The organism is Escherichia sp. MOD1-EC4550 (assembly GCF_963876935.1).
GTDB lineage: Bacteria > Pseudomonadota > Gammaproteobacteria > Enterobacterales > Enterobacteriaceae > Escherichia > Escherichia coli_F.
The window spans coordinates 237423-263624 of sequence record NZ_CAWNSE010000012.1 but is presented as its reverse complement, the minus strand read 5'-3'; the positions used below and the strand labels follow the sequence as shown (position 1 = coordinate 263624).

The 26202-nt window shown below is 49.5% G+C and carries 21 protein-coding genes; 15 read left to right on the top strand and 6 right to left on the bottom strand.

Annotated features, from left to right (window positions below; translation table 11 throughout):
- Positions 1-10: 10 nt before the first annotated feature.
- The 5 genes from rarA to dmsC all read left to right on the top strand — a co-directional run bounded on the left by rarA (position 11) and on the right by dmsC (position 6913).
- Positions 11-1354: a replication-associated recombination protein RarA gene (gene rarA / locus AACU19_RS08590; protein ID WP_000067755.1), complete on the top strand. Its 1344-nt coding sequence runs from the start codon at positions 11-13 to the stop codon at positions 1352-1354.
- Positions 1355-1444: 90 nt separating this feature from the next.
- Positions 1445-2737 carry a serine--tRNA ligase gene (serS, locus tag AACU19_RS08585; RefSeq protein WP_000886683.1) on the top strand — a complete coding sequence of 431 codons (1293 nt, stop codon included), beginning with the start codon at positions 1445-1447 and terminating at the stop codon, positions 2735-2737.
- 238 nt (positions 2738-2975) lie between these two features.
- Positions 2976-5420 carry a dimethylsulfoxide reductase subunit A gene (dmsA, locus tag AACU19_RS08580; RefSeq protein WP_000850333.1) on the top strand — a complete coding sequence of 815 codons (2445 nt, stop codon included), beginning with the start codon at positions 2976-2978 and terminating at the stop codon, positions 5418-5420.
- Positions 5421-5430: 10 nt separating this feature from the next.
- Complete coding sequence (gene dmsB / locus AACU19_RS08575; protein WP_105278097.1) at positions 5431-6048, top strand: dimethylsulfoxide reductase iron-sulfur subunit DmsB; 618 nt, start codon at positions 5431-5433, stop codon at positions 6046-6048.
- A gap of 1 nt (position 6049) precedes the next feature.
- Positions 6050-6913: a dimethyl sulfoxide reductase anchor subunit DmsC gene (gene dmsC, locus AACU19_RS08570; RefSeq protein ID WP_105278096.1), complete on the top strand. Its 864-nt coding sequence runs from the start codon at positions 6050-6052 to the stop codon at positions 6911-6913.
- 35 nt (positions 6914-6948) lie between these two features.
- On the opposite strand, the gene ycaC is transcribed toward dmsC, so the two are convergent.
- Positions 6949-7575 carry an isochorismate family cysteine hydrolase YcaC gene (gene ycaC, locus AACU19_RS08565; RefSeq protein WP_000165876.1) on the bottom strand — a complete coding sequence of 209 codons (627 nt, stop codon included), beginning with the start codon at positions 7573-7575 and terminating at the stop codon, positions 6949-6951.
- A 314-nt stretch (positions 7576-7889) separates the two neighbouring features.
- Here ycaC and AACU19_RS08560 point away from each other — a divergent pair, with 314 nt between their 5' ends.
- On the top strand, positions 7890-9038 hold the full coding sequence (locus AACU19_RS08560) for an MFS transporter (RefSeq protein WP_088541639.1): 1149 nt from the start codon (positions 7890-7892) through the stop codon (positions 9036-9038).
- A 209-nt stretch (positions 9039-9247) separates the two neighbouring features.
- Positions 9248-10678, top strand: coding sequence for an APC family permease (locus AACU19_RS08555; protein ID WP_105278095.1), 1431 nt, complete (start codon positions 9248-9250; stop codon positions 10676-10678).
- Here the strand turns inward: AACU19_RS08555 and AACU19_RS08550 are convergent, their stop codons facing one another.
- Positions 10679-11587: a LysR family transcriptional regulator gene (locus AACU19_RS08550; RefSeq protein ID WP_001242673.1), complete on the bottom strand. Its 909-nt coding sequence runs from the start codon at positions 11585-11587 to the stop codon at positions 10679-10681.
- Positions 11588-11686: 99 nt separating this feature from the next.
- On the opposite strand from AACU19_RS08550, the gene AACU19_RS08545 reads away from it, so the two are divergent.
- A complete protein-coding gene (locus tag AACU19_RS08545; RefSeq protein ID WP_105278094.1) occupies positions 11687-12277 on the top strand; it encodes an NAD(P)H oxidoreductase in 591 nt (196 codons plus the stop codon).
- Between the two features lie 81 nt (positions 12278-12358).
- Here AACU19_RS08545 and pflA read toward each other — a convergent pair whose 3' ends face one another.
- The 4 genes from pflA to ycaO form a co-directional block, all read right to left on the bottom strand.
- Complete coding sequence (gene pflA, locus AACU19_RS08540) at positions 12359-13099, bottom strand: pyruvate formate lyase 1-activating protein (protein ID WP_000111043.1); 741 nt, start codon at positions 13097-13099, stop codon at positions 12359-12361.
- A gap of 191 nt (positions 13100-13290) precedes the next feature.
- Complete coding sequence (gene pflB / locus AACU19_RS08535; protein WP_001292814.1) at positions 13291-15573, bottom strand: formate C-acetyltransferase; 2283 nt, start codon at positions 15571-15573, stop codon at positions 13291-13293.
- A gap of 54 nt (positions 15574-15627) precedes the next feature.
- Positions 15628-16485: a formate transporter FocA gene (gene focA, locus AACU19_RS08530; protein ID WP_000642546.1), complete on the bottom strand. Its 858-nt coding sequence runs from the start codon at positions 16483-16485 to the stop codon at positions 15628-15630.
- Between the two features lie 404 nt (positions 16486-16889).
- Positions 16890-18650, bottom strand: a complete 1761-nt coding sequence (ycaO, locus tag AACU19_RS08525) for a 30S ribosomal protein S12 methylthiotransferase accessory factor YcaO (protein WP_105278093.1) — start codon at positions 18648-18650, stop codon at positions 16890-16892.
- Between the two features lie 129 nt (positions 18651-18779).
- Here ycaO and AACU19_RS08520 point away from each other — a divergent pair, with 129 nt between their 5' ends.
- The 7 genes from AACU19_RS08520 to ihfB all read left to right on the top strand — a co-directional run bounded on the left by AACU19_RS08520 (position 18780) and on the right by ihfB (position 26130).
- A complete protein-coding gene (locus tag AACU19_RS08520) occupies positions 18780-19472 on the top strand; it encodes a DUF421 domain-containing protein (protein ID WP_000642852.1) in 693 nt (230 codons plus the stop codon).
- Positions 19473-19670: 198 nt separating this feature from the next.
- Positions 19671-20759 (top strand): 3-phosphoserine/phosphohydroxythreonine transaminase, encoded by a 1089-nt coding sequence (serC, locus tag AACU19_RS08515; protein ID WP_000057129.1) that lies wholly within the window; start codon positions 19671-19673, stop codon positions 20757-20759.
- Positions 20760-20829: 70 nt separating this feature from the next.
- Positions 20830-22113, top strand: coding sequence for a 3-phosphoshikimate 1-carboxyvinyltransferase (gene aroA, locus AACU19_RS08510; protein ID WP_000445247.1), 1284 nt, complete (start codon positions 20830-20832; stop codon positions 22111-22113).
- Positions 22114-22281: 168 nt separating this feature from the next.
- Entirely contained in the window at positions 22282-23046 is a 765-nt protein-coding gene (ycaL, locus tag AACU19_RS08505) for a metallopeptidase YcaL (RefSeq protein ID WP_001353317.1), read from the top strand.
- Positions 23047-23218: 172 nt separating this feature from the next.
- The gene (gene cmk / locus AACU19_RS08500) at positions 23219-23902 is read left to right on the top strand and encodes a (d)CMP kinase (protein WP_000125016.1); all 684 of its coding nucleotides are present in this window, start codon (positions 23219-23221) and stop codon (positions 23900-23902) included.
- A gap of 110 nt (positions 23903-24012) precedes the next feature.
- On the top strand, positions 24013-25686 hold the full coding sequence (gene rpsA, locus AACU19_RS08495; RefSeq protein WP_000140327.1) for a 30S ribosomal protein S1: 1674 nt from the start codon (positions 24013-24015) through the stop codon (positions 25684-25686).
- Positions 25687-25845: 159 nt separating this feature from the next.
- Positions 25846-26130: an integration host factor subunit beta gene (gene ihfB, locus AACU19_RS08490; protein WP_000167336.1), complete on the top strand. Its 285-nt coding sequence runs from the start codon at positions 25846-25848 to the stop codon at positions 26128-26130.
- Positions 26131-26202 lie beyond the last annotated feature (72 nt).

Sequence of the window (26202 nt, the reverse complement as noted above, 5' to 3'; positions counted from 1 at the left end):
AGGCACCTGAGTGAGCAATCTGTCGCTCGATTTTTCGGATAATACTTTTCAACCTCTGGCCGCGCGTATGCGGCCAGAAAATTTAGCACAGTATATCGGCCAGCAACATTTGCTGGCTGCGGGGAAGCCGTTGCCGCGTGCTATCGAAGCCGGGCATTTGCATTCTATGATCCTCTGGGGGCCACCGGGTACCGGCAAAACAACCCTCGCTGAAGTGATTGCCCGCTATGCGAACGCTGATGTGGAACGTATTTCTGCCGTTACTTCTGGCGTGAAAGAGATTCGCGAGGCGATCGAGCGCGCTCGGCAAAACCGCAATGCTGGTCGCCGCACTATTCTTTTTGTTGACGAAGTTCATCGTTTCAACAAAAGCCAGCAGGATGCGTTTCTGCCACATATTGAAGACGGCACCATCACTTTTATTGGTGCAACCACTGAAAACCCGTCATTTGAGCTTAATTCGGCGCTGCTTTCCCGTGCCCGTGTCTATCTGCTGAAATCCCTCAGTACAGAGGATATTGAGCAAGTACTGACTCAGGCGATGGAAGACAAAACCCGTGGCTATGGTGGTCAGGATATTGTTCTGCCAGATGAAACACGACGCGCCATTGCTGAACTGGTGAATGGCGACGCGCGCCGGGCGTTAAATACGCTGGAAATGATGGCGGATATGGCCGAAGTCGATGATAGCGGTAAGCGGGTCCTGAAGCCTGAATTACTGACCGAAATCGCCGGTGAGCGTAGCGCCCGCTTTGATAACAAAGGCGATCGCTTTTACGATCTGATCTCTGCACTGCATAAATCGGTGCGTGGGAGCGCACCCGATGCGGCGCTGTACTGGTATGCGCGAATTATTACCGCCGGTGGAGATCCGTTATATGTCGCGCGTCGCTGCCTGGCGATTGCGTCTGAAGATGTGGGTAATGCTGACCCACGGGCGATGCAGGTGGCTATTGCGGCCTGGGATTGCTTTACTCGAGTTGGTCCGGCTGAAGGTGAACGTGCCATTGCTCAGGCGATTGTTTACCTGGCCTGCGCGCCAAAAAGTAACGCTGTCTATACCGCATTTAAAGCCGCGCTGGCCGATGCTCGCGAACGTCCGGATTATGACGTGCCGGTTCATTTGCGTAATGCGCCGACAAAATTAATGAAGGAAATGGGCTACGGTCAGGAATATCGTTATGCTCATGATGAAGCAAACGCTTATGCTGCCGGTGAGGTTTACTTCCCGCCGGAAATAGCACAAACACGCTATTATTTCCCGACAAACAGGGGCCTTGAAGGCAAGATTGGCGAAAAGCTCGCCTGGCTGGCTGAACAGGATCAAAATAGCCCCATAAAACGCTACCGTTAATGTTATCGTTGCGGTAATGTTGTTACTGTATCCCTGTGGTCGCAGGCTGTGGCCACATCTCCCATTTAATTCGATAAGCACAGGATAAGCATGCTCGATCCCAATCTGCTGCGTAATGAGCCAGACGCAGTCGCTGAAAAACTGGCACGCCGGGGCTTTAAGCTGGATGTAGATAAGCTGGGCGCTCTTGAAGAGCGTCGTAAAGTATTGCAGGTCAAAACGGAAAACCTGCAAGCGGAGCGTAACTCCCGATCGAAATCCATTGGCCAGGCGAAAGCGCGCGGGGAAGATATCGAGCCTTTACGTCTGGAAGTGAACAAACTGGGCGAAGAGCTGGATGCAGCAAAAGCCGAGCTGGATGCTTTACAGGCTGAAATTCGCGATATCGCGCTAACCATCCCTAACTTGCCTGCAGATGAAGTGCCGGTAGGTAAAGATGAAAATGACAACGTTGAAGTCAGCCGCTGGGGCACCCCGCGTGAGTTTGACTTTGAAGTTCGTGACCATGTGACGCTGGGTGAAATGCACTCTGGCCTCGACTTTGCAGCCGCAGTTAAGTTGACTGGTTCCCGCTTTGTGGTAATGAAAGGGCAGATTGCTCGCATGCACCGCGCACTGTCGCAGTTTATGCTGGATCTGCATACCGAACAGCATGGCTACAGTGAGAACTATGTTCCGTACCTGGTTAACCAGGACACGCTGTACGGTACGGGTCAGCTGCCGAAATTTGCTGGCGATCTGTTCCATACTCGTCCGCTGGAAGAAGAAGCAGACACCAGTAACTATGCACTGATCCCAACGGCAGAAGTTCCGCTGACCAACCTGGTACGCGGTGAAATCATCGATGAAGATGATCTGCCAATTAAGATGACCGCCCACACCCCATGTTTCCGTTCTGAAGCAGGTTCATATGGTCGTGACACCCGTGGTCTGATCCGCATGCACCAGTTCGACAAAGTTGAAATGGTGCAGATCGTGCGCCCGGAAGACTCAATGGCGGCACTGGAAGAGATGACCGGTCATGCGGAAAAAGTCCTGCAGTTGCTGGGCCTGCCGTACCGTAAAATCATTCTTTGCACCGGCGACATGGGCTTTGGCGCTTGCAAAACTTACGACCTGGAAGTATGGATCCCGGCACAGAACACCTACCGCGAGATCTCTTCCTGCTCCAACGTTTGGGATTTCCAGGCGCGTCGTATGCAGGCACGTTGCCGTAGCAAGTCGGACAAGAAAACCCGTCTGGTTCATACCCTGAACGGTTCTGGTCTGGCTGTTGGTCGTACGCTGGTTGCGGTAATGGAAAACTATCAGCAGGCTGATGGTCGTATCGAAGTACCGGAAGTTCTGCGTCCGTATATGAACGGACTGGAATATATTGGCTAATACCCAATTTTTCTGAATCTAAAAAGCGCCTTCGGGCGCTTTTTTTGTCTCCCTTTGATACCGAACAATAATTACTCCTCACTTACACGTAATACTACTTTCGAGTGAAAATCTACATATCTCTTTGATTTTCAAATCATTCGATGTATACAAGCCTATATAGCGAACTGCTATAGAAATAATTACACAATACGGTTTGTTACTGGAATCAATCGTGAGCAAGCTTGAGTGAGCCATTATGAAAACGAAAATCCCTGATGCGGTATTGGCTGCTGAGGTGAGTCGCCGTGGTTTGGTAAAAACGACAGCGATCGGCGGCCTGGCAATGGCCAGCAGCGCATTAACCTTACCTTTTAGTCGGATTGCGCACGCTGTTGATAGTGCCCTTCCGGCAAAGTCAGACGAAAAGGTTATCTGGAGCGCCTGTACAGTTAACTGTGGTAGCCGCTGCCCGCTACGTATGCACGTTGTGGACGGTGAAATTAAATATGTTGAAACGGATAATACCGGCGATGACAACTATGACGGCCTGCACCAGGTGCGCGCCTGTCTGCGTGGGCGTTCCATGCGTCGCCGTGTCTACAATCCGGACCGCCTGAAATATCCGATGAAACGAGTCGGGGCGCGCGGTGAAGGCAAATTCGAGCGCATTAGCTGGGAAGAAGCCTACGACATCATCGCGACCAATATGCAGCGCCTGATCAAAGAGTACGGCAACGAGTCTATCTATCTGAACTATGGTACCGGTACGCTGGGCGGCACCATGACCCGTTCTTGGCCACCAGGAAATACCCTGGTCGCGCGGCTAATGAACTGCTGTGGCGGTTATCTGAACCATTATGGAGATTACTCCTCCGCGCAAATTGCAGAAGGCTTGAACTATACCTATGGCGGCTGGGCGGATGGTAACAGCCCGTCAGATATTGAAAACAGTAAGCTGGTGGTACTGTTTGGTAATAACCCTGGCGAAACGCGAATGAGCGGTGGTGGGGTGACTTATTACCTTGAGCAGGCTCGTCAGAAATCCAATGCTCGTATGATCATTATCGATCCGCGCTATACCGACACCGGTGCCGGGCGCGAAGATGAGTGGATCCCTATTCGTCCGGGAACAGATGCCGCACTGGTTAACGGTCTGGCGTATGTCATGATCACCGAAAACCTGGTGGATCAGGCATTCCTCGATAAATATTGCGTTGGCTACGACGAGAAAACACTGCCAGCCAGTGCGCCGAAAAATGGTCACTATAAAGCTTATATTCTGGGTGAAGGGCCAGATGGCGTGGCTAAAACGCCGGAATGGGCCTCGCAAATCACCGGTGTTCCGGCAGACAAAATCATCAAATTGGCTCGTGAAATCGGTAGTACCAAACCGGCGTTTATCAGCCAGGGATGGGGCCCGCAGCGTCACGCTAACGGTGAAATCGCAACCCGTGCTATCTCGATGCTGGCGATTCTGACCGGTAACGTTGGTATTAACGGGGGGAACAGCGGCGCGCGTGAAGGTTCATACAGCTTACCTTTTGTCCGTATGCCGACCCTCGAAAACCCGATCCAGACCAGCATTTCGATGTTTATGTGGACCGATGCCATTGAACGTGGCCCGGAAATGACAGCGCTGCGTGATGGTGTGCGCGGGAAAGATAAGCTGGATGTGCCGATCAAAATGATCTGGAACTATGCCGGTAACTGCCTGATTAACCAGCATTCTGAAATCAACCGTACCCATGAAATCCTTCAGGATGATAAGAAGTGCGAGCTGATTGTGGTTATCGACTGCCACATGACCTCATCAGCGAAATATGCTGACATCCTGCTGCCTGACTGCACCGCTTCCGAACAGATGGACTTTGCACTGGATGCATCCTGCGGGAATATGTCTTACGTGATTTTCAACGATCAGGTGATTAAACCGCGCTTTGAATGTAAGACCATCTATGAAATGACCAGCGAACTGGCAAAACGTCTTGGCGTTGAGCAACAGTTTACTGAAGGCCGTACACAGGAAGAGTGGATGCGGCATCTGTATGCCCAGTCGCGGGAAGCGATTCCTGAACTGCCAACGTTTGAAGAGTTCCGCAAGCAGGGGATCTTTAAAAAGCGCGACCCACAAGGGCATCACGTTGCTTATAAAGCTTTCCGTGAAGATCCGCAGGCAAATCCGCTGACCACGCCATCGGGTAAAATTGAGATTTATTCGCAGGCGCTGGCTGACATTGCCGCGACCTGGGAATTGCCAGAAGGCGACGTGATCGATCCACTGCCGATCTACACGCCGGGCTTTGAAAGTTATCAGGATCCGCTGAACAAACAATATCCGCTGCAGCTTACTGGCTTCCACTACAAATCTCGCGTTCACTCAACTTACGGCAACGTTGATGTACTGAAAGCAGCTTGCCGTCAGGAAATGTGGATCAACCCGCTTGATGCACAAAAACGCGGTATCAACAACGGCGATAAGGTCAGGATCTTTAACGACCGTGGTGAGGTTCACATTGAGGCAAAAGTGACGCCACGAATGATGCCGGGTGTGGTCGCACTGGGTGAAGGTGCCTGGTATGACCCGGATGCAAAACGTGTCGATAAGGGCGGTTGTATTAACGTACTGACCACTCAACGTCCGTCTCCTCTCGCTAAGGGGAATCCGTCACATACAAACCTGGTTCAGGTTGAAAAGGTGTAAGGAGTAACCGATGACAACCCAGTATGGATTTTTTATTGATTCCAGCCGTTGCACCGGTTGCAAAACCTGCGAGCTGGCCTGTAAAGACTATAAAGATCTGACGCCGGAAGTCAGCTTCCGCCGCATTTATGAATATGCTGGCGGTGACTGGCAGGAAGATAACGGTGTCTGGCATCAGAACGTGTTTGCCTACTATCTGTCGATTTCATGTAACCACTGCGAAGATCCGGCTTGTACTAAAGTCTGCCCGAGCGGTGCGATGCATAAACGTGAAGATGGTTTTGTTGTGGTCGATGAAGATGTGTGCATTGGCTGCCGCTACTGCCATATGGCTTGCCCGTATGGCGCACCGCAATATAACGAAACGAAAGGCCATATGACCAAATGCGATGGTTGTTATGACCGTGTTGCGGAGGGAAAGAAGCCGATCTGTGTTGAATCTTGCCCGCTGCGGGCGCTGGATTTCGGCCCTATCGACGAGCTACGTAAAACACATGGCGATCTGGCGGCGGTTGCGCCGTTGCCGCGAGCTCACTTTACCAAACCGAATATTGTGATCAAACCCAATGCCAACAGCCGCCCGACCGGGGATACCACTGGCTATCTGGCAAACCCGAAGGAGGTGTGAGATGGGAAGTGGATGGCATGAATGGCCGCTGATGATCTTCACGGTCTTCGGGCAATGTGTGGCGGGTGGTTTTATCGTTCTGGGTTTGGCGCTGCTCAAAGGCGACCTGCGAGCAGAAGCCCAGCAGCGTGTTATCGCCTGCATGTTTGGCTTATGGGTGCTGATGGGTATTGGCTTTATCGCCTCTATGCTCCATCTTGGTTCGCCGATGCGCGCTTTTAACTCGCTCAACCGGGTAGGGGCTTCAGCACTCAGTAACGAAATCGCCAGCGGTTCGATCTTTTTTGCTGTTGGTGGCATCGGCTGGTTACTGGCAATGCTGAAAAAGCTGTCACCGGCATTGCGTACGCTGTGGCTGGTGGTGACGATGGTTCTTGGCGTAGTCTTTGTCTGGATGATGGTGCGTGTCTATAACAGCATCGATACCGTACCCACCTGGTACAGTATCTGGACACCGATGGGCTTCTTCCTGACGATGTTCATGGGCGGCCCGTTACTGGGTTACCTGTTACTGAGTCTGGCTGGCGTCGATGGCTGGGCGATGCGTCTGCTGCCAGCTATTTCTGTACTGGCCCTGGTAGTGAGTGGCGTGGTGTCAGTGATGCAGGGCGCAGAGCTGGCGACTATTCATAGCTCTGTGCAGCAGGCCGCAGCGCTGGTGCCGGACTATGGTGCGCTGATGTCCTGGCGGATCGTGCTTTTGGCTGTTGCCCTGTGCTTGTGGATTGCACCACAGCTAAAAGGTTATCAGCCTGCGGTTCCGCTACTTTCCGTATCATTCATTCTGCTTCTGGCAGGGGAATTAATCGGTCGTGGCGTATTCTATGGTTTGCATATGACCGTGGGGATGGCCGTCGCAAGTTAATGAGTAACAACCGGGGTTTCGGCCCCGGTTCTCTTTTATTTCTGCTTCGTTAACGTGTCATAACTGGTCATCAAATTACGATAATCAGGAATATGGTTAGAGAACAACGTCGCCAGTCCTTCAATATCATTACGCCAGTCGCGATGCAGCTCGCACGCCACGCCGAACCATGTCATCAATTGCGCACCCGCTTGCGACATTCGATCCCACGCCGAGTGCCGGGTAATTTCGTTAAAGGTTCCTGACGCGTCAGTCACGACAAAGACATCAAACCCTTCTTCAATTGCCGAAAGTGCCGGGAACGCAACGCAAACTTCGGTTACCACACCAGCGATAATCAATTGTTTTTTACCTGTCGCTTTTACCGCTTTCACAAAATCTTCGTTATCCCAGGCGTTAATATTTCCCGGGCGAGCAATGTAAGGTGCATCAGGGAACTGTGCTTTCAGTTCCGGAACTAATGGGCCGTTAGGGCCGGTTTCAAAACTGGTAGTAAGAATTGTTGGTAAGTTGAAGTATTTAGCTAAGTCGCCCAGCGCCAGCACGTTATTTTTAAACTTATCGGGTTCAATATCCCGTACAAGGGAAAGTAAACCAGCCTGGTGATCAACAAGCAAAACGGCAGCATCATTTTTATCAAGACGAACATACGGTTTGGTCATCCTCTTCTCCTTTCGAGAGTCAGCGGTACGTCTGAAATCGGTCAGACGCGATGCATTGCTCTGAAAGCATAGACGGGAAATATGAGTTTGCTGTGACCATGAAATTTTTCGACTGAACGAAGCGTATGAAATTTGTGTTAGATCAATAAAAACAATTAGATGAGATTAATCGTCTCTCCAGCATTAGCGTTATGAATGAGTAATATAAATCGATAATACCTCAGCTGCGATATGCGCGTATTTTCACCCATTGACAATGTTTTTGGCGGTGGCATGATGCGCATGAAATTTGAACTTCCTCACGGTTTTAATTCATGTCCACGTATACCCGGCCTGTCATGCTTTTGCTGTCTGGCCTGCTTTTGTTGACTTTGGCGATCGCAGTGTTAAATACACTCGTGCCGCTTTGGCTCGCCCAGGAACATATGTCCACATGGCAGGTAGGCGTTGTCAGCTCATCCTATTTTACCGGCAACCTGGTCGGTACATTGCTGACAGGGTATGTCATTAAACGCCTTGGCTTTAACCGCAGCTATTATCTGGCCTCCTTCATTTTTGCTGCTGGCTGTGCAGGTCTTGGCCTGATGATTGGTTTCTGGAGCTGGTTGGCGTGGCGTTTTGTCGCGGGTGTCGGCTGTGCCATGATTTGGGTGGTTGTTGAGAGCGCGCTGATGTGCAGTGGGACGTCACGTAACCGTGGGCGTTTGCTTGCTGCGTATATGATGGTTTATTACGTGGGAACGTTTTTAGGCCAGTTACTGGTCAGCAAAGTTTCAACCGAGCTGATGTCCGTATTGCCGTGGGTTACAGGTTTGACGTTGGCAGGGATCTTACCGCTGTTGTTTACGCGTGTGCTGAATCAGCAGGCTGAAAACCATGATTCGACGTCAATTACGTCCATGCTAAAACTCCGTCAGGCGCGGCTTGGCGTGAATGGCTGCATTATCTCAGGAATCGTTCTGGGATCTCTATATGGCCTGATGCCGCTGTACCTCAATCACAAAGGGGTGAGCAATGCCAGCATTGGTTTCTGGATGGCGGTACTGGTCAGTGCGGGTATCCTTGGACAATGGCCGATTGGACGTCTGGCGGATAAGTTTGGTCGACTGCTGGTGTTGCGTGTTCAGGTCTTTGTCGTCATTCTCGGCAGTATCGCGATGCTTAGTCAGGCGGCGATGGCCCCAGCGTTATTCATCCTCGGTGCCGCTGGCTTTACGCTATATCCGGTGGCGATGGCATGGGCTTGCGAGAAAGTTGAACATCATCAACTGGTGGCGATGAACCAGGCCTTACTGTTGAGCTATACTGTGGGAAGTCTGCTTGGCCCGTCATTTACTGCCATGCTAATGCAGAATTTCTCCGATAATTTATTGTTTATCATGATCGCCAGCGTATCGTTTATCTATTTGCTGATGCTGCTTCGCAACGCCGGTCATACGCCGAAACCCGTTGCTCACGTGTAAATGAATTAACGCAGAGTGTGAACTTACTGTTTCACACTCTGCTTTTTTGTTTCTTCTCTCTGACTTGCTTTTTTCAAAATTTTATTCGTTTCAAAATAAAATGTGCAGCAGGTTATAATTTTGCATTTCGCTATTTCCGCACTTCTTATTTGCCGCGCATAATCCCTCGTTTTACAGATGCCCCTTTAATTTTGGCGAAGGATTTGTCTATGGCTGGGAATGTTCAGGAAAAACAGCTGCGATGGTACAACATTGCGCTGATGTCTTTTATCACTGTCTGGGGTTTTGGCAACGTTGTTAATAACTACGCCAACCAGGGGCTGGTGGTTGTTTTTTCATGGGTGTTTATCTTTGCGCTCTATTTCACCCCTTATGCGCTAATTGTTGGTCAGTTAGGCTCGACCTTCAAAGATGGGAAGGGCGGGGTCAGTACCTGGATTAAACACACGATGGGACCCGGACTGGCTTACCTCGCCGCGTGGACCTACTGGGTAGTGCATATTCCCTATCTGGCACAAAAACCCCAGGCAATACTGATTGCGCTCGGTTGGGCGATGAAAGGCGACGGTTCGCTAATCAAAGAATATTCCGTCGTAGCGTTACAGGGGTTAACGCTGGTGCTGTTTGTCTTCTTTATGTGGGTTGCTTCACGCGGTATGAAATCACTGAAAATCGTCGGTTCTGTGGCAGGGATTGCGATGTTTGTTATGTCGCTCCTGTATGTGGCGATGGCGGTAACCGCGCCTGCGATTACTGAAGTGCATATTGCGACCACAAACATTACCTGGGAAACGTTTATTCCTCATATCGACTTTACCTACATTACCACTATTTCAATGCTGGTCTTTGCGGTTGGTGGAGCAGAGAAGATTTCTCCCTACGTTAATCAAACGCGCAACCCAGGAAAAGAATTTCCAAAAGGGATGTTATGCCTGGCGGTGATGGTTGCGGTGTGCGCGATCCTTGGATCGCTTGCAATGGGGATGATGTTTGACTCCCGCAATATTCCCGATGACTTAATGACCAACGGCCAGTATTACGCCTTCCAGAAGCTGGGCGAGTATTACAGCATGGGTAATACTTTAATGGTGATTTACGCCATTGCGAATACTCTGGGTCAAGTAGCTGCGCTGGTATTCTCGATTGATGCGCCGCTTAAAGTATTATTAGGCGATGCTGACAGCAAATATATTCCTGCCAGTTTATGTCGTACCAACGCATCTGGTACGCCCGTTAATGGCTATTTTCTGACCCTGGTGCTGGTGGCGATCCTGATTATGCTGCCGACTCTCGGCATCGGTGATATGAACAATCTCTATAAATGGCTGTTGAACCTTAACTCGGTAGTGATGCCGCTGCGTTATTTATGGGTATTTGTTGCATTTATTGCAGTTGTTCGCCTGGTGCAGAAATATAAGCCGGAATATGTTTTTATTCGTAATAAGCCGCTGGCAATGACCGTCGGAATTTGGTGTTTTGCCTTTACCGCTTTTGCCTGCCTGACGGGTATTTTCCCGAAAATGGAAGCCTTCACCGCAGAGTGGACATTCCAGTTGGCGCTGAATGTTGCAACGCCGTTTGTGCTGGTGGGATTAGGGCTGATATTCCCGCTGCTGGCGCGTAAAGCGAATAGCAAATAATTATTGTGGTCGGTGACGCTGACTCTGGCAGATCTGACCCGTTTTTACATAATCGAGAAATGCGCGCAAGCCGCAGGACATATACTGGCGGTTTGGGTAATAGATCTGGAAGCCTGGACGCTCTGTGATCCAGTCTTCCAGTACACATTCTAAACGACCGGTATCAAGGTACTCCTTGATCTGTTCATAGAGCAGATACCCGATACCAGCACCCATCAAAACGGCATCCAGTTCAGCATCAACATCATCCAGAATGATATTTCCTGCGACAGCAATTTCCAGCTCCTTTGCAAATTGCCAGTGGAAAGGTTTGCCGCTGGGATAACGAAAAACAACACATTGATGATTAAGCAGATCATGAGGATGGCGGGGTTTGCCATATCTTGCAAAGTACTCTGGCGTTGCTGCTACACATAATTTCACTGGCGGGCCGATCGCCACGCTGATCATATCTTTTTCGACGATGCCACTAAGTCGAACGCCAGCGTCAAAGCCCTGCTGGACGATATCAACAAGAGAGTCGTCAGTTGTGAGCTCGACTTTAATATCAGGATATTCACGTGTGAAACCAACCAGTAAAGGCATTAAAAATATACGTGCAGCTACCCGGGCGGCATTGATTTTGAGCGTACCTGTCGGTGTCAGACGAAAATCATTCATCTCATCTAACATGATCTGAATTTCGTCGAAAGCTGGGCGCAATCGTTCATAGAGATTAGAACCCGCTTCCGTTAACGATACGCTTCGGGTTGTCCGATTGAATAAGCGAATTTTAAGACGTTGTTCCAGTGTTTTAATACTATGGCTAATGGCGGACGAAGATAAGCCTAACTCATCGCCTGCTGCACGAAAGCTTTGATTACGGGCCACGGCAAAGAAAGTGGCAAAGTCAGACATATTCATCCGCATTAGTGAAAATCCTTCATTAACTCATCCTGAATCATCACGTTTACAGGATGATGCCGCCTGCGTAAAGTGCGCTCCAGAACTTAACGTGGAGGTAAAATTATGCAGTCTGAACGTATTTATTTGGTATGGGCCCATCCTCGTCATGATTCATTGACCGCACATATTGCTGATGCGATCCATCAGCGGGCAATGGAGCGGAAAATACAGGTGACGGAACTCGATTTATATCGGCGTAATTTCAACCCGGTGATGACGCCGGAAGATGAACCAGACTGGAAGAATATGGATAAACGTTATTCTCCAGAGGTTCATCAGCTTTATTCAGAGCTGCTTGAACATGACACGTTAGTGGTGGTTTTTCCTCTCTGGTGGTACAGCTTCCCAGCAATGCTAAAAGGATATATTGACAGAGTATGGAATAATGGGCTGGCTTATGGAGATGGGCACAAATTACCATTCAATAAAGTTCGTTGGGTGGCGCTGGTTGGAGGAGAGAAAGAATCATTTGTCCAGATGGGCTGGAAAAAAAATATAAGCGAATATTTGATAAATATGTGCAGTTATCTTGGTATTGAAGATGCCGATGTCACTTTCTTGTGTAATACAGTGGTATTCGATGGGGAAGAACTTCACGCGAGCTATTATCAGTTGTTATTATCTCAGGTACGGGATATGGTAGATGCACTATAAGATGTGTTAAAAACGCTGTAGCAGAATGAAGCGCGGAATAACAAAGCGGCAACTCAATAAAGTTGCCGCTTTACGGGGAAATTAGAACATTACCTTGTGACCGTACTGCTCAAGAATGCCTTTCACGCGTTCCATGGTCTCTTTCTTCGGTGGTTTAACACCATCAAGTTTGTATTCTTCACCCATCGCCACCCATTTGTGTTTGCCCAGCTCGTGGTAGGGGAGAAGCTCGATTTTCTCAACGTTGCCCATATCACGGGTAAATTCACCGAGGCGATGCGCTGAATCGTCATCGTCAGACCAGCCTGGGACAACAACGTAGCGGATCCACACCTTCACATTTTTATTCGCCAGATATTTAGCAAATTCCAGCGTGCGGTGGTTGGAAACTCCAACCAGATTTTGGTGGATCTCGTCGTTCATCTGTTTGAGATCGAGCATTACCAGGTCGGTTACTTCCAGCAGTTCATCAATCACCGGATCGTAACGACGAACAAAACCGTTGGTATCCAGACAGGTATGAATGCCTTCTTTTTTGCAGGCGCGGAACCAGTCACGAACAAACTCAGCTTGCAGGATTGCTTCACCGCCGGATGCGGTAACGCCGCCGCCGGAAGCGTTCATAAAGTGGCGATAGGTCACCACTTCCTTCATCAAATCTTCAACGGTAACTTCTTTACCGCCATGCGTGTCCCAGGTGTCGCGGTTATGACAATACAGGCAGCGCATCAGGCAGCCCTGGAAAAAGGTGATAAAGCGAATACCCGGGCCGTCTACGGTTCCACAGGATTCAAAGGAGTGAATGCGACCAATAACTGACATTGCGGTGTTTCTCCAGATGTGGCCCATCTGAGGCCGTGTTGGTGCGCAGCTCGAAGGCTACGTCGAGTCTGTTTTGGCAGTCACCTTAAAGTATAGATAGCTGACAAAAAAGGCTCTCGTGCTAAAAAAGGCCCCACTTTCGTGGAGCCTTTATTGTACGCTTTTTACTGTACGATTTCAGTCAAAACTAATTACATAGATTGAGTGAAGGTACGAGTAATAACGTCCTGCTGCTGTTCTTTAGTCAGCGAGTTGAAACGTACTGCGTAGCCAGATACACGGATGGTCAGCTGCGGATATTTTTCCGGGTTTTCCATCGCGTCGAGCAGCATTTCACGGTTCATCACGTTAACGTTCAGGTGCTGACCACCTTCGATGGATGCTTCGTGGTGGAAGTAACCATCCATCAGACCAGCCAGGTTGGTCTTACGAACTTCGTCGTCTTTACCCAGTGCGTTCGGAACGATAGAGAAGGTGTAGGAGATACCATCTTTAGCGTAAGCAAACGGCAGTTTAGCAACGGAAGTCAGAGATGCTACAGCACCTTTCTGGTCACGACCGTGCATCGGGTTAGCACCCGGTCCGAACGGCGCGCCAGCACGACGACCGTCTGGGGTGTTACCAGTTTTCTTACCATACACAACGTTAGAAGTGATGGTCAGAACAGACTGAGTCGGGATTGCGTCACGGTAGGTGTGCAGTTTCTGAATTTTCTTCATGAAACGTTCTACCAGGTCAACAGCCAGGTCATCTACACGTGGATCGTTGTTACCAAACTGCGGGTATTCGCCTTCGATTTCGAAGTCGATAGCCAGACCGTCTTCGTCACGAATCGGTTTAACTTTCGCATATTTGATTGCAGACAGGGAGTCAGCAGCAACGGACAGACCAGCAATACCACATGCCATGGTGCGGATAACGTCACGGTCGTGCAGCGCCATCAGAGAGGCTTCGTAGCTGTACTTGTCGTGCATGTAGTGGATGATGTTCAGTGCGGTAATGTACTGTTTAGCCAGCCAGTCCATGAAGTGATCCATGCGCTCCATCACTTCATCGTAGTTCAGGACGTCGCCTTTGATCGGTTCAGATTTCGGACCAACCTGCATTTTCAGTTTTTCGTCAACACCGCCGTTGATTGCGTACAGCATGGTTTTCGCCAGGTTTGCACGCGCACCGAAGAACTGCATTTGTTTACCAACGATCATCGGGCTTACGCAACAAGCGATAGCGTAGTCATCGTTGTTGAAGTCCGGACGCATCAGGTCATCGTTCTCATACTGCAGAGAAGAGGTGTCGATGGACACTTTAGCGGCGAATTTCTTGAAGTTCAGCGGCAGTTTTTCAGACCACAGAATGGTCATGTTCGGTTCCGGAGACGGACCCATGGTGTACAGGGTGTTCAGGAAACGGAAGCTGTTTTTGGTAACCAGGGTACGACCGTCGAGGCCCATACCACCGATAGATTCGGTTGCCCAGATCGGGTCGCCAGAGAACAGTTCATCGTATTCCGGAGTACGCAGGAAGCGAACCATACGCAGTTTCATGACCAGGTGGTCAACCATTTCCTGCGCTTCTTGTTCGGTGATCTTGCCAGCTTTCAGGTCACGTTCGATGTACACATCCAGGAAGGTGGAGGTACGACCGAAGGACATTGCAGCACCGTTCTGAGACTTAACAGCAGCCAGGTAGCCGAAGTAAGTCCACTGGATTGCTTCCTGAGCGTTGGTAGCCGGACCAGAGATGTCGTAGCCGTATTTCGCAGCCATTTCTTTCATCTGACCCAGAGCGCGGTGCTGTTCAGCGATTTCTTCGCGCAGACGGATAGTCTGTTCCAGGTTTACGCCGTTTTCCAGATCAGCCTGCAGAGAGGTGAACTGAGCGTATTTGTCTTTCATCAGGTAGTCGATACCGTACAGCGCAACGCGACGGTAGTCACCGATGATACGACCACGGCCATAAGCATCTGGCAGACCGGTCAGAACACCGGATTTACGGCAACGCAGGATGTCCGGAGTGTAAACGTCGAACACGCCCTGGTTGTGAGTTTTACGGTATTCAGTGAAGATTTTTTTGATCATCGGGTCCAGTTCGCGGTTGTACGCTTTGCAGGAACCTTCGATCATTTTGATACCACCGAACGGGATAAGAGCACGTTTCAGCGGAGCTTCAGTCTGCAGACCAACAACTTTTTCCAACGCTTTGTTGATGTAGCCAGCGTCGTGAGAGGTGATGGTGGAAGCAACAGCGGTGTCAAAGTCAACTGGCGCGTGAGTGCGGTTTTCCAGTTTAACGCCTTCCATTACTTTGTCCCACAGGGTGGTGGTCGCTTCAGTAGCGCCAGCCAGGAAGGACTCGTCACCCTCGTACGGAGTGTAGTTTTTCTGAATGAAGTCACGGACGTTTACTTCATTCTGCCAGTCACCTTTGGTAAAACCTTCCCAGGCTGTGGCTAACTTTTCATTAAGCTCGGACATGTAACACCTACCTTCTTAAGTGGATTTTTTATTTACTGCGTACTTCGACAACCATTAATGGTGATCGTTTTCACGCAGGTAAATGACCCAGTATGTCAACCCAACCAACAAACCACCGCCGATAATATTACCGATCGTAACCGGAATCAGGTTATCAGTGATGAAGTTCATCACGGTCAGGTGAGAAAAATTTTCCGGTGCAGAACCGACAGCGGTCCAGAATTCCGGAGATGCGAAGTCGCGGATTACAATACCCATCGGGATCATAAACATGTTTGCGATACTGTGCTCAAAACCGCTGGCAACAAACATCGCGACCGGCAGCACCATAATGAACGCTTTATCCATCAGGCTGCGGCCAGAATAACTCATCCATACTGCCAGACATACCATCAGGTTTGCCAGGATACCAAGGCAGACGGCCTCAATAAAAGTATGGTGCACTTTGTGGTCGGCGGTTTGTAGGACGTTTAGTCCCCATTGACCATTCGCGGTCATATACTCGCCGGAAAGCCACATTAAAAGTACAAACAGCAGTGCGCCGACCAGGTTGCCAAAATAGACATTTAGCCAGTTTTTCGCCAACTGACCCCAGGTGATGCGCCCACTCGCCTTAGCAACAACAATCAACACTGTGGAAGTAAAGAGATCGGCTCCGCAGACAACACAAAGAATCAGCCCCAGAGAGAAGCAAATGCCGCCAACCAGTTTTGCCATGCCGAAGGGCATTGTTCCTGTGCCAGTGGTTGCTGTGATATAGAAGACGAATGCGATTGAGATGAAAACACCGGCGGTAATCGCCAGATAGAAAGTCTTAAGCGGATGTTTCGTTGCTTTATAGACACCTGCCTCTTCGGCCACTTTGGCCATTGCTGCAGGAAGTAAAAGATCAAAAGGGTTGTCAGCTTTCACACTAACTCTCTCTTTATTAAGTCGGCGACGAGATACTAACAAAGCATTATAGATGAGAAATTGATATAGATCATATCTCGCCTGGCTTATAGGCCCGTAACTCGCATGGTTTTTATGCAAATACGGAGTAAATATTTGATTATCCAAATAAAAATAAATTTTAAAAATTAACAAATGAGTTGAATTTTTTCCGCATCCTCCGCTAAAACAGTTAATTAAAAGGGAGCACCAGGCGAATAAAGTAACAATATCGATCGTATTTATTAAATACAAATTACCGATATTTAACTTTATAATTACAATTATTTTATTAATGCAAATATATGTAAAGCGGGGCATTAAAAAACGCCCCGTAATATAACTCAGACGAATCATTAAGCCTACATTGCGTAGGCTATTTGATTTTATTTTGCCCAGAATGCTGCTTTGGCGCGCTGCAGCTTTTCGTAGGCCTTCAACAACGACTGATGTGCAGCAAACGCGTGCAGATCGCTATCTACGGGTTGCAAGCCATAAAATGCCGCTTCGCCGCTCATTGCCGCACTGGCGGCTTCCACGGCATCTGCGCCATACATACGAACGAAGGCATTCAGATATTGCAGTGGTTGGCGGTCTTCTTCCTGTGCCAGTAATAACAACGTTTGCAGACAGCGATAATAGTTGGCGCGTTCCGGACTGAACACTGATGAGTTAAATTCCATCGTCCATTCAGTCCAGACCAGAGCCTGTTCCAGATCGCCACCAGCCAGCGCCAGCATAGCCTTTAATTCACCGATACGCAGAGTGTACCAGCCGTTATCCGGCCCGGTTGCCAGACCCAATAGCTCACGCACGCGGGTAAAGTCATCAAAACCTTCTTCATCCAGTTGCTCGATGAGGTTCAGGTAATCTTCTTTTTCCCACTCGCTGCCTGGGAGTGAAAGAATCGTTTCACGTAAATGGCTGCCCATGCTGTTATTCGCCAGCCACAGATCTTCTGCCGGATAAATATCGGACATGCCAGGCACGATAATGCGGCAAGCATAAACGCCCAGATGCTCGTAATCGGCAATATAAACTTCTTTATCTTCTTTGTTGAAGATAGCCATCAGCGTAGCAAACTCTTCTTCCGTGGTGCCTGAGAAGCTCCAGTCCACAAACGGATAATCAGCATCCTGCTTGAACAGGTCCCAGGAGATTAAACCGCTGGAATCGATAAAGTGCGTTTCGAGGTTAGTATGTTCAGCGACTTCTTCATCATCGAAGGTTGGCGGAGTAAACACATCCAAATCTTTCAGACCGCGGCCTTGCAGCAACTCGGTCACGGTACGTTCCAGTGCAACGCCAAAATCAGGATGTGCACCGAAGGATGCAAAGCAGGTACCGTTAGCTGGATTGAACAGTACCACGCAGATCACCGGATATTGACCGCCAAGCGAGGCATCATAAGCGAAGATCGGGAAACCTTCCGCTTCCAGTGTTTCGATCGCTTCAACCACCGCTGGATAACGCGCCAGCACGTCTGCCGGGATCTCTGGCAGGCTGATGCTTTCAGCAATAATCCGGTTTTTCACGTAGCGTTCGAAAACTTCGGACAACCCCTGAACGCGTGCTTCGTTTCGGGTATTGCCAGCGGACATACCGTTAGAAACGTACAGGTTACCAATGATATTCATCGGAATATAAACGATCTGATTGTCGGACTGGCGCGTAAACGGTAGACCGCAAATACCACGATCTTCGTTACCAGATTGTAGGTCAATCAGCATGCTGCCGGTCAGTTCATTCTCCGGATCGTAAAATGCGCGCAGACGGTCATCGAGCAGCCCTTCTGGTACATCGTCGTTTTCGGTCAGTGGGAACCATTTTTCGTTGGGATAATGCACGAATGGACCGTTGGCGATGGTTTCGCCCAGCCAGAAGTCAGCAAAAAAGTAGTTGGTAGACAGACGCTCGAAATATTCACCGAGTGCAGAAGCCAGCGCCGCTTTTTTGGTTGCGCCTTTACCGTTGGTAAAACACAGTGCGCACTCTTTGTCGCGAATATGCACAGACCAGACGTTAGGCACGGGATTCAGCCAGGAGGCCTCTTCAATCTGAAAACCGAGGTCTGAAAGTTTTTGCTGGAAGCGAGCGATGGAATCTTCCAGGGCGGCATCTTTGCCGGGGATAAATGTTTGCGTCATGAAAATCACTTTAGTCGTACGGAAAGCGCGCAATAATACGGGTTTTATCTCAAAGGCGCTATCACCGCCGCCAGGCAGATGAACTGTTGACTATGCTTTTAGCGGATAAACCACGATAAGAGCATAAAAATGAAGGCATTCGATCTCCACCGTATGGCATTTGATAAAGTGCCTTTTGATTTCCTTGGCGAAGTTGCACTACGTAGTCTTTATACCTTTGTACTGGTCTTTTTATTCCTCAAAATGACCGGCAGACGCGGTGTGCGGCAGATGTCGCTGTTTGAAGTGTTAATCATTCTGACGCTGGGGTCAGCGGCGGGGGATGTGGCGTTTTATGATGATGTGCCGATGGTTCCGGTGCTTATCGTCTTTATTACTCTGGCGTTGTTATACCGTCTGGTAATGTGGTTGATGGCGCACAGTGAAAAACTGGAGGATCTTCTGGAAGGCAAGCCGGTTGTCATTATTGAGGATGGTGAGCTGGCCTGGTCGAAACTTAATAACTCCAACATGACGGAATTTGAGTTCTTTATGGAGCTGCGACTGCGTGGAGTGGAGCAGTTGGGGCAGGTACGTCTGGCGATTCTCGAAACCAACGGGCAAATCAGTGTCTATTTCTTTGAAGATGACAAGGTCAAACCGGGATTACTAATTTTACCCAGTGACTGTACTCAGCGTTACAAAGTGGTGCCTGAGTCGGCGGACTATGCTTGCATCCGTTGCAGTGAGATCATTCATATGAATGCAGGGGAAAAACAATTATGTCCGCGCTGTGCAAATCCAGAATGGACGAAGGCAAGTCGGGCTAAACGGGTGACCTGACAGCAAAAAAATCGGTTTTTGGACAATAATCCGAGAGATTCTATTGTGTGACGCGTGCCGCATTTTTGCCCTCGACTGTTTTACCCATTGCGATGCGCGCCACTGAATGATAAAACCGATAGCCACAGGAATAATGTATTACCCGCGGTCGCAATCGATTGTCCGTGGGTTAATGGCAACGCAACGTGGTGAGGGGAAATGGCTCAAATCTTCAATTTTAGTTCTGGTCCGGCAATGCTACCGGCAGAGGTGCTTAAACAGGCTCAACAGGAACTGCGCGACTGGAACGGTCTTGGTACGTCGGTGATGGAAGTGAGCCACCGTGGTAAAGAGTTCATTCAGGTTGCAGAGGAAGCCGAGAAGGATTTTCGCGATCTTCTTAATATCCCCTCCAACTATAAAGTATTGTTCTGCCACGGCGGTGGTCGCGGTCAGTTTGCTGCTGTTCCGCTGAATATTCTTGGTGATAAAACCACTGCAGATTATGTTGATGCCGGTTACTGGGCGGCAAGTGCCATTAAAGAAGCGAAAAAATACTGCAAGCCAAATGTCTTTGACGCCAAAGTGACTGTTGATGGTCTTCGTGCGGTTAAGCCAATGCGTGAATGGCAGCTCTCTGATAATGCCGCTTATATGCATTACTGCCCAAATGAGACCATCGATGGTATCGCCATCGACGAAACGCCAGACTTTGGTAAAGAAGTGGTGGTTGCAGCCGACTTCTCTTCAACAATTCTTTCCCGTCCAATTGACGTCAGTCGTTACGGTGTGATTTATGCTGGCGCACAGAAAAATATCGGCCCGGCGGGCCTGACAATCGTCATCGTTCGTGAAGACTTACTGGGTAAAGCGAATATCGCTTGTCCGTCGATTCTGGATTATTCCATCCTTAACGATAACGACTCAATGTTTAACACGCCGCCGACATTTGCCTGGTACCTGTCCGGTCTGGTATTCAAATGGCTGAAAGCGAACGGCGGCGTGGCTGCAATGGATAAAATCAATCAGCAAAAAGCAGAACTGCTGTATGGGGTGATTGATAACAGCGATTTCTACCGCAATGACGTGGCGAAAGCTAACCGTTCGCGGATGAACGTGCCGTTCCAGTTGGCGGACAGTGCGCTTGACAAATTGTTCCTTGAAGAGTCTTTTGCTGCGGGGCTGCATGCCCTGAAAGGGCATCGTGTGGTCGGCGGTATGCGTGCGTCAATTTATAACGCAATGCCTCTGGAAGGCGTTAAAGCGCTGACAGACTTCATGATTGAGTTCGAACGCCGTCACGGCTAATGCCGAAATTTTGCTTAATCCCCACAGCCAGCCTGTGGGGTTTTTATTTCTGTTGTAGAGAGTTGAGTTCATGGAATCCCTGACGTTACAACCCATCGCTCGTGTCGATGGCACCATTAATCTGCCCGGTTCCAAGAGCGTTTCTAACCGCGCTTTATTGCTGGCGGCATTAGCACACGGCAAAACAGTATTAACCAATCTGCTGGATAGCGATGACGTGCGCCATATGCTGAATGCATTAACAGCGTTAGGGGTAAGCTATACGCTTTCAGCCGATCGTACGCGTTGCGAAATCATCGGTAACGGCGGTCCATTACACGCAAAAAGTGCCCTGGAGTTGTTCCTCGGTAACGCCGGAACGGCAATGCGTCCGCTGGCGGCAGCTCTTTGTCTGGGTAGCAATGATATTGTGCTGACCGGTGAACCGCGTATGAAAGAACGCCCCATTGGTCATCTGGTGGATGCGCTGCGCCTGGGTGGGGCGAAGATCACTTACCTGGAACAAGAAAATTATCCACCATTGCGTTTACAGGGCGGCTTTACTGGCGGCAACGTTGACGTTGATGGCTCCGTTTCCAGTCAGTTTCTCACCGCACTGTTAATGACTGCGCCTCTTGCACCGGAAGATACGGTGATTCGTATTAAAGGCGATCTGGTCTCTAAACCTTATATCGACATCACACTCAATCTGATGAAGACGTTTGGTGTTGAAATTGAAAATCAGCACTATCAACAATTTGTCGTAAAAGGCGGGCAGTCTTATCAGTCTCCGGGTACTTATTTGGTCGAAGGCGATGCATCTTCGGCTTCTTACTTCCTGGCAGCAGCAGCAATCAAAGGCGGCACTGTAAAAGTGACCGGCATTGGACGCAACAGTATGCAGGGTGATATTCGCTTTGCTGATGTGCTGGAAAAAATGGGCGCGACCATTTGCTGGGGCGATGATTATATTTCCTGCACGCGGGGTGAACTGAACGCTATTGATATGGATATGAACCATATTCCTGATGCGGCGATGACCATTGCCACGGCGGCGTTATTTGCAAAAGGCACCACCACTCTGCGCAATATCTATAACTGGCGTGTTAAAGAGACCGATCGCCTGTTTGCGATGGCAACAGAACTGCGTAAAGTTGGTGCGGAAGTAGAAGAGGGGCACGATTACATTCGTATCACTCCACCGGAAAAACTGAACTTTGCCGAGATCGCAACATACAATGATCACCGGATGGCGATGTGTTTCTCGCTGGTGGCGTTGTCAGATACACCAGTGACGATTCTTGATCCCAAATGCACGGCCAAAACATTTCCGGATTATTTCGAGCAGCTGGCGCGGATTAGCCAGGCAGCCTGAATGAACAACGTGCAATAAATAGCCAAATCTTTCTTTATCAAAACGTCGGCACATTGCCGGCGTTTTTTTTCGGACCTTGTGAGTCATTTTGATTAATGGTAGCGTCGTTTGTCGATGTAAGTTATTGATACATAATATTTATATATGATTAATCAACGGATGATTCACATGAAGAATACTAAATTACTGCTGGCGATTGCGGCCTCTGCAGCTTTACTGACAGGGTGTCAGAATACCCACGGTATTGATACCAATATGGCTATCAGCTCCGGTTTAAATGCCTATAAAGCAGCAACATTAAGCGATGCCGATGCAAAAGCGATTGCCAATCAGGGCTGTGCCGAAATGGACAGCGGCAATCAAGTCGCAAGTAAATCCAGCAAGTACGGTAAACGTCTGGCAAAAATCGCCAAAGCATTGGGTAACAATATTAATGGCACGCCGGTCAACTATAAGGTTTATATGACCAGCGACGTCAACGCATGGGCGATGGCGAACGGCTGTGTTCGTGTCTACAGTGGCCTGATGGACATGATGAACGACAACGAAATTGAAGGCGTTCTGGGCCATGAACTGGGCCACGTCGCGTTGGGTCACTCTCTGGCTGAAATGAAAGCTTCTTATGCGATCGTGGCCGCACGTGATGCGATTTCCGCTACCAGCGGTGTGGCTTCCCAGCTTTCTCGCTCACAATTAGGTGATATCGCAGAAGGCGCGATCAATGCGAAATACTCCCGCGATAAAGAGTCCGAAGCAGATGATTTCTCCTTTGATCTGTTGAAGAAACGTGGCATCAGCACCCAGGGGCTGGTTGGCAGCTTTGAAAAACTGGCCAGCCTGGATGGCGGTCGCACCCAGTCCATGTTTGACTCTCACCCACCATCAACAGAGCGTGCGCAACACATCCGTGATCGTATCGCCTCTGGTAAGTAAATCATTGTCATCTTTTGGGCTGGTCTTCTGCCAGCCCGCTATAATTGCGCAATAAATCCCCATCTGAATACAGACAAAACTGGTTTTTGCACACAACGTTAACGATTTGTGGCGTCGGCGCGTATAATGCGCGCGGTTATGTTAACGGTACGCCTGTTTTAAGGAGATAAAGATGACGGCAATTGCCCCGGTTATTACCATTGATGGCCCAAGCGGTGCAGGGAAAGGCACCTTGTGTAAGGCTATGGCGGAAGCGTTGCAATGGCATCTGCTGGATTCGGGTGCAATTTATCGCGTACTGGCACTGGCGGCATTACATCACCATGTTGATGTTGCTTCGGAAGATGCGCTGGTGCCGCTGGCATCCCATCTGGATGTACGTTTTGTGTCGACCAATGGCAATCTGGAAGTGATCCTCGAAGGGGAAGATGTCAGCGGCGAAATTCGTACTCAGGAAGTGGCGAATGCTGCTTCACAAGTCGCGGCATTCCCACGCGTTCGTGAAGCATTATTGCGTCGCCAACGCGCGTTTCGCGAATTACCAGGCTTGATTGCCGATGGCCGCGATATGGGAACGGTGGTATTCCCTGATGCGCCAGTGAAAATTTTCCTTGACGCCTCCTCGGAAGAACGTGCGCATCGCCGCATGCTACAGTTGCAGGAGAAGGGCTTTAGTGTTAACTTTGAGCGCCTTTTGGCCGAGATCAAAGAACGCGACGACCGCGATCGTAACCGAGCGGTAGCGCCACTGGTTCCGGCAGCCGATGCTTTAGTGTTGGATTCCACCACCTTAAGCATTGAGCAAGTGATTGAAAAAGCGCTACAATACGCGCGCCAGAAATTGGCTCTCGCATAAGCGACCGAATTTGCAGTACCCCCGTTGCAATGGAATGACAGCGGGTATGTTAAACAACCCCATCCGGCATGGAGCCAGGTGGACGTTAAATATAAACCTGAAGATTAAACATGACTGAATCTTTTGCTCAACTCTTTGAAGAGTCCTTAAAAGAAATCGAAACCCGCCCGGGTTCTATCGTTCGTGGCGTTGTTGTTGCTATCGACAAAGACGTAGTACTGGTTGACGCTGGTCTGAAATCTGAGTCCGCCATCCCGGCTGAGCAGTTCAAAAACGCCCAGGGCGAGCTGGAAATCCAGGTAGGTGACGAAGTTGACGTTGCTCTGGACGCAGTAGAAGACGGCTTCGGTGAAACTCTGCTGTCCCGTGAGAAAGCTAAACGTCACGAAGCCTGGATCACGCTGGAAAAAGCTTACGAAGATGCTGAAACTGTTACCGGTGTTATCAACGGCAAAGTTAAGGGCGGCTTCACTGTTGAGCTGAACGGTATTCGTGCGTTCCTGCCAGGTTCTCTGGTAGACGTTCGTCCGGTGCGTGACACTCTGCACCTGGAAGGCAAAGAGCTTGAATTCAAAGTAATCAAGCTGGATCAGAAGCGCAACAACGTTGTTGTTTCTCGTCGTGCCGTTATCGAATCCGAAAACAGCGCAGAGCGCGATCAGCTGCTGGAAAACCTGCAGGAAGGCATGGAAGTTAAAGGTATCGTTAAGAACCTCACTGACTACGGTGCATTCGTTGATCTGGGCGGCGTTGACGGCCTGCTGCACATCACTGATATGGCCTGGAAACGCGTTAAGCATCCGAGCGAAATCGTCAACGTGGGCGACGAAATCACTGTTAAAGTGCTGAAGTTCGACCGCGAACGTACCCGTGTATCCCTGGGCCTGAAACAGCTGGGCGAAGATCCGTGGGTAGCTATCGCTAAACGTTATCCGGAAGGTACCAAACTGACTGGTCGCGTGACCAACCTGACCGACTACGGCTGCTTCGTTGAAATCGAAGAAGGCGTTGAAGGCCTGGTACACGTTTCCGAAATGGATTGGACCAACAAAAACATCCACCCGTCCAAAGTTGTTAACGTTGGCGATGTAGTGGAAGTTATGGTTCTGGATATCGACGAAGAACGTCGTCGTATCTCCCTGGGTCTGAAACAGTGCAAAGCTAATCCGTGGCAGCAGTTCGCGGAAACCCACAACAAGGGCGACCGTGTTGAAGGTAAAATCAAGTCTATCACTGACTTCGGTATCTTCATCGGCCTGGACGGCGGCATCGACGGCCTGGTTCACCTGTCTGACATCTCCTGGAACGTTGCAGGCGAAGAAGCAGTTCGTGAATACAAAAAAGGCGACGAAATCGCTGCAGTTGTTCTGCAGGTTGACGCAGAACGTGAACGTATCTCCCTGGGCGTTAAACAGCTCGCAGAAGATCCGTTCAACAACTGGGTTGCTCTGAACAAGAAAGGCGCTATCGTAACCGGTAAAGTAACTGCAGTTGACGCTAAAGGCGCAACCGTAGAACTGGCTGACGGCGTAGAAGGTTACCTGCGTGCTTCTGAAGCATCCCGTGACCGCGTTGAAGACGCTACCCTGGTTCTGAGCGTTGGCGACGAAGTTGAAGCTAAATTCACCGGCGTTGATCGTAAGAACCGCGCAATCAGCCTGTCTGTTCGTGCGAAAGACGAAGCTGATGAGAAAGATGCAATCGCAACTGTTAACAAACAGGAAGATGCAAACTTCTCCAACAACGCAATGGCTGAAGCTTTCAAAGCAGCTAAAGGCGAGTAATTCTCTGACTCTTCGGGATTTTTATTCCGAAGTTTGTTGAGTTTACTTGACAGATTGCAGGTTTCGTCCTGTAATCAAGCACTAAGGGCGGCTACGGCCGCCCTTAATCAATGCAGCAACAGCAGCCGCTTAATTTGCCTTTAAGGAACCGGAGGAATCATGACCAAGTCAGAATTGATAGAAAGACTTGCCACCCAGCAATCGCACATTCCCGCCAAGACGGTTGAAGATGCAGTAAAAGAGATGCTGGAGCATATGGCCTCGACTCTTGCGCAGGGCGAGCGTATTGAAATCCGCGGTTTCGGCAGTTTCTCTTTGCACTACCGCGCACCACGTACCGGACGTAATCCGAAGACTGGCGATAAAGTAGAACTGGAAGGAAAATACGTTCCTCACTTTAAACCAGGTAAAGAACTGCGCGATCGCGCCAATATTTACGGTTAAGTTTTTACCCAAACTTGAACGCGAGAAAAGCACCTGTCGGGTGCTTTTTTCATTTCTCTAATCTGAAACTGG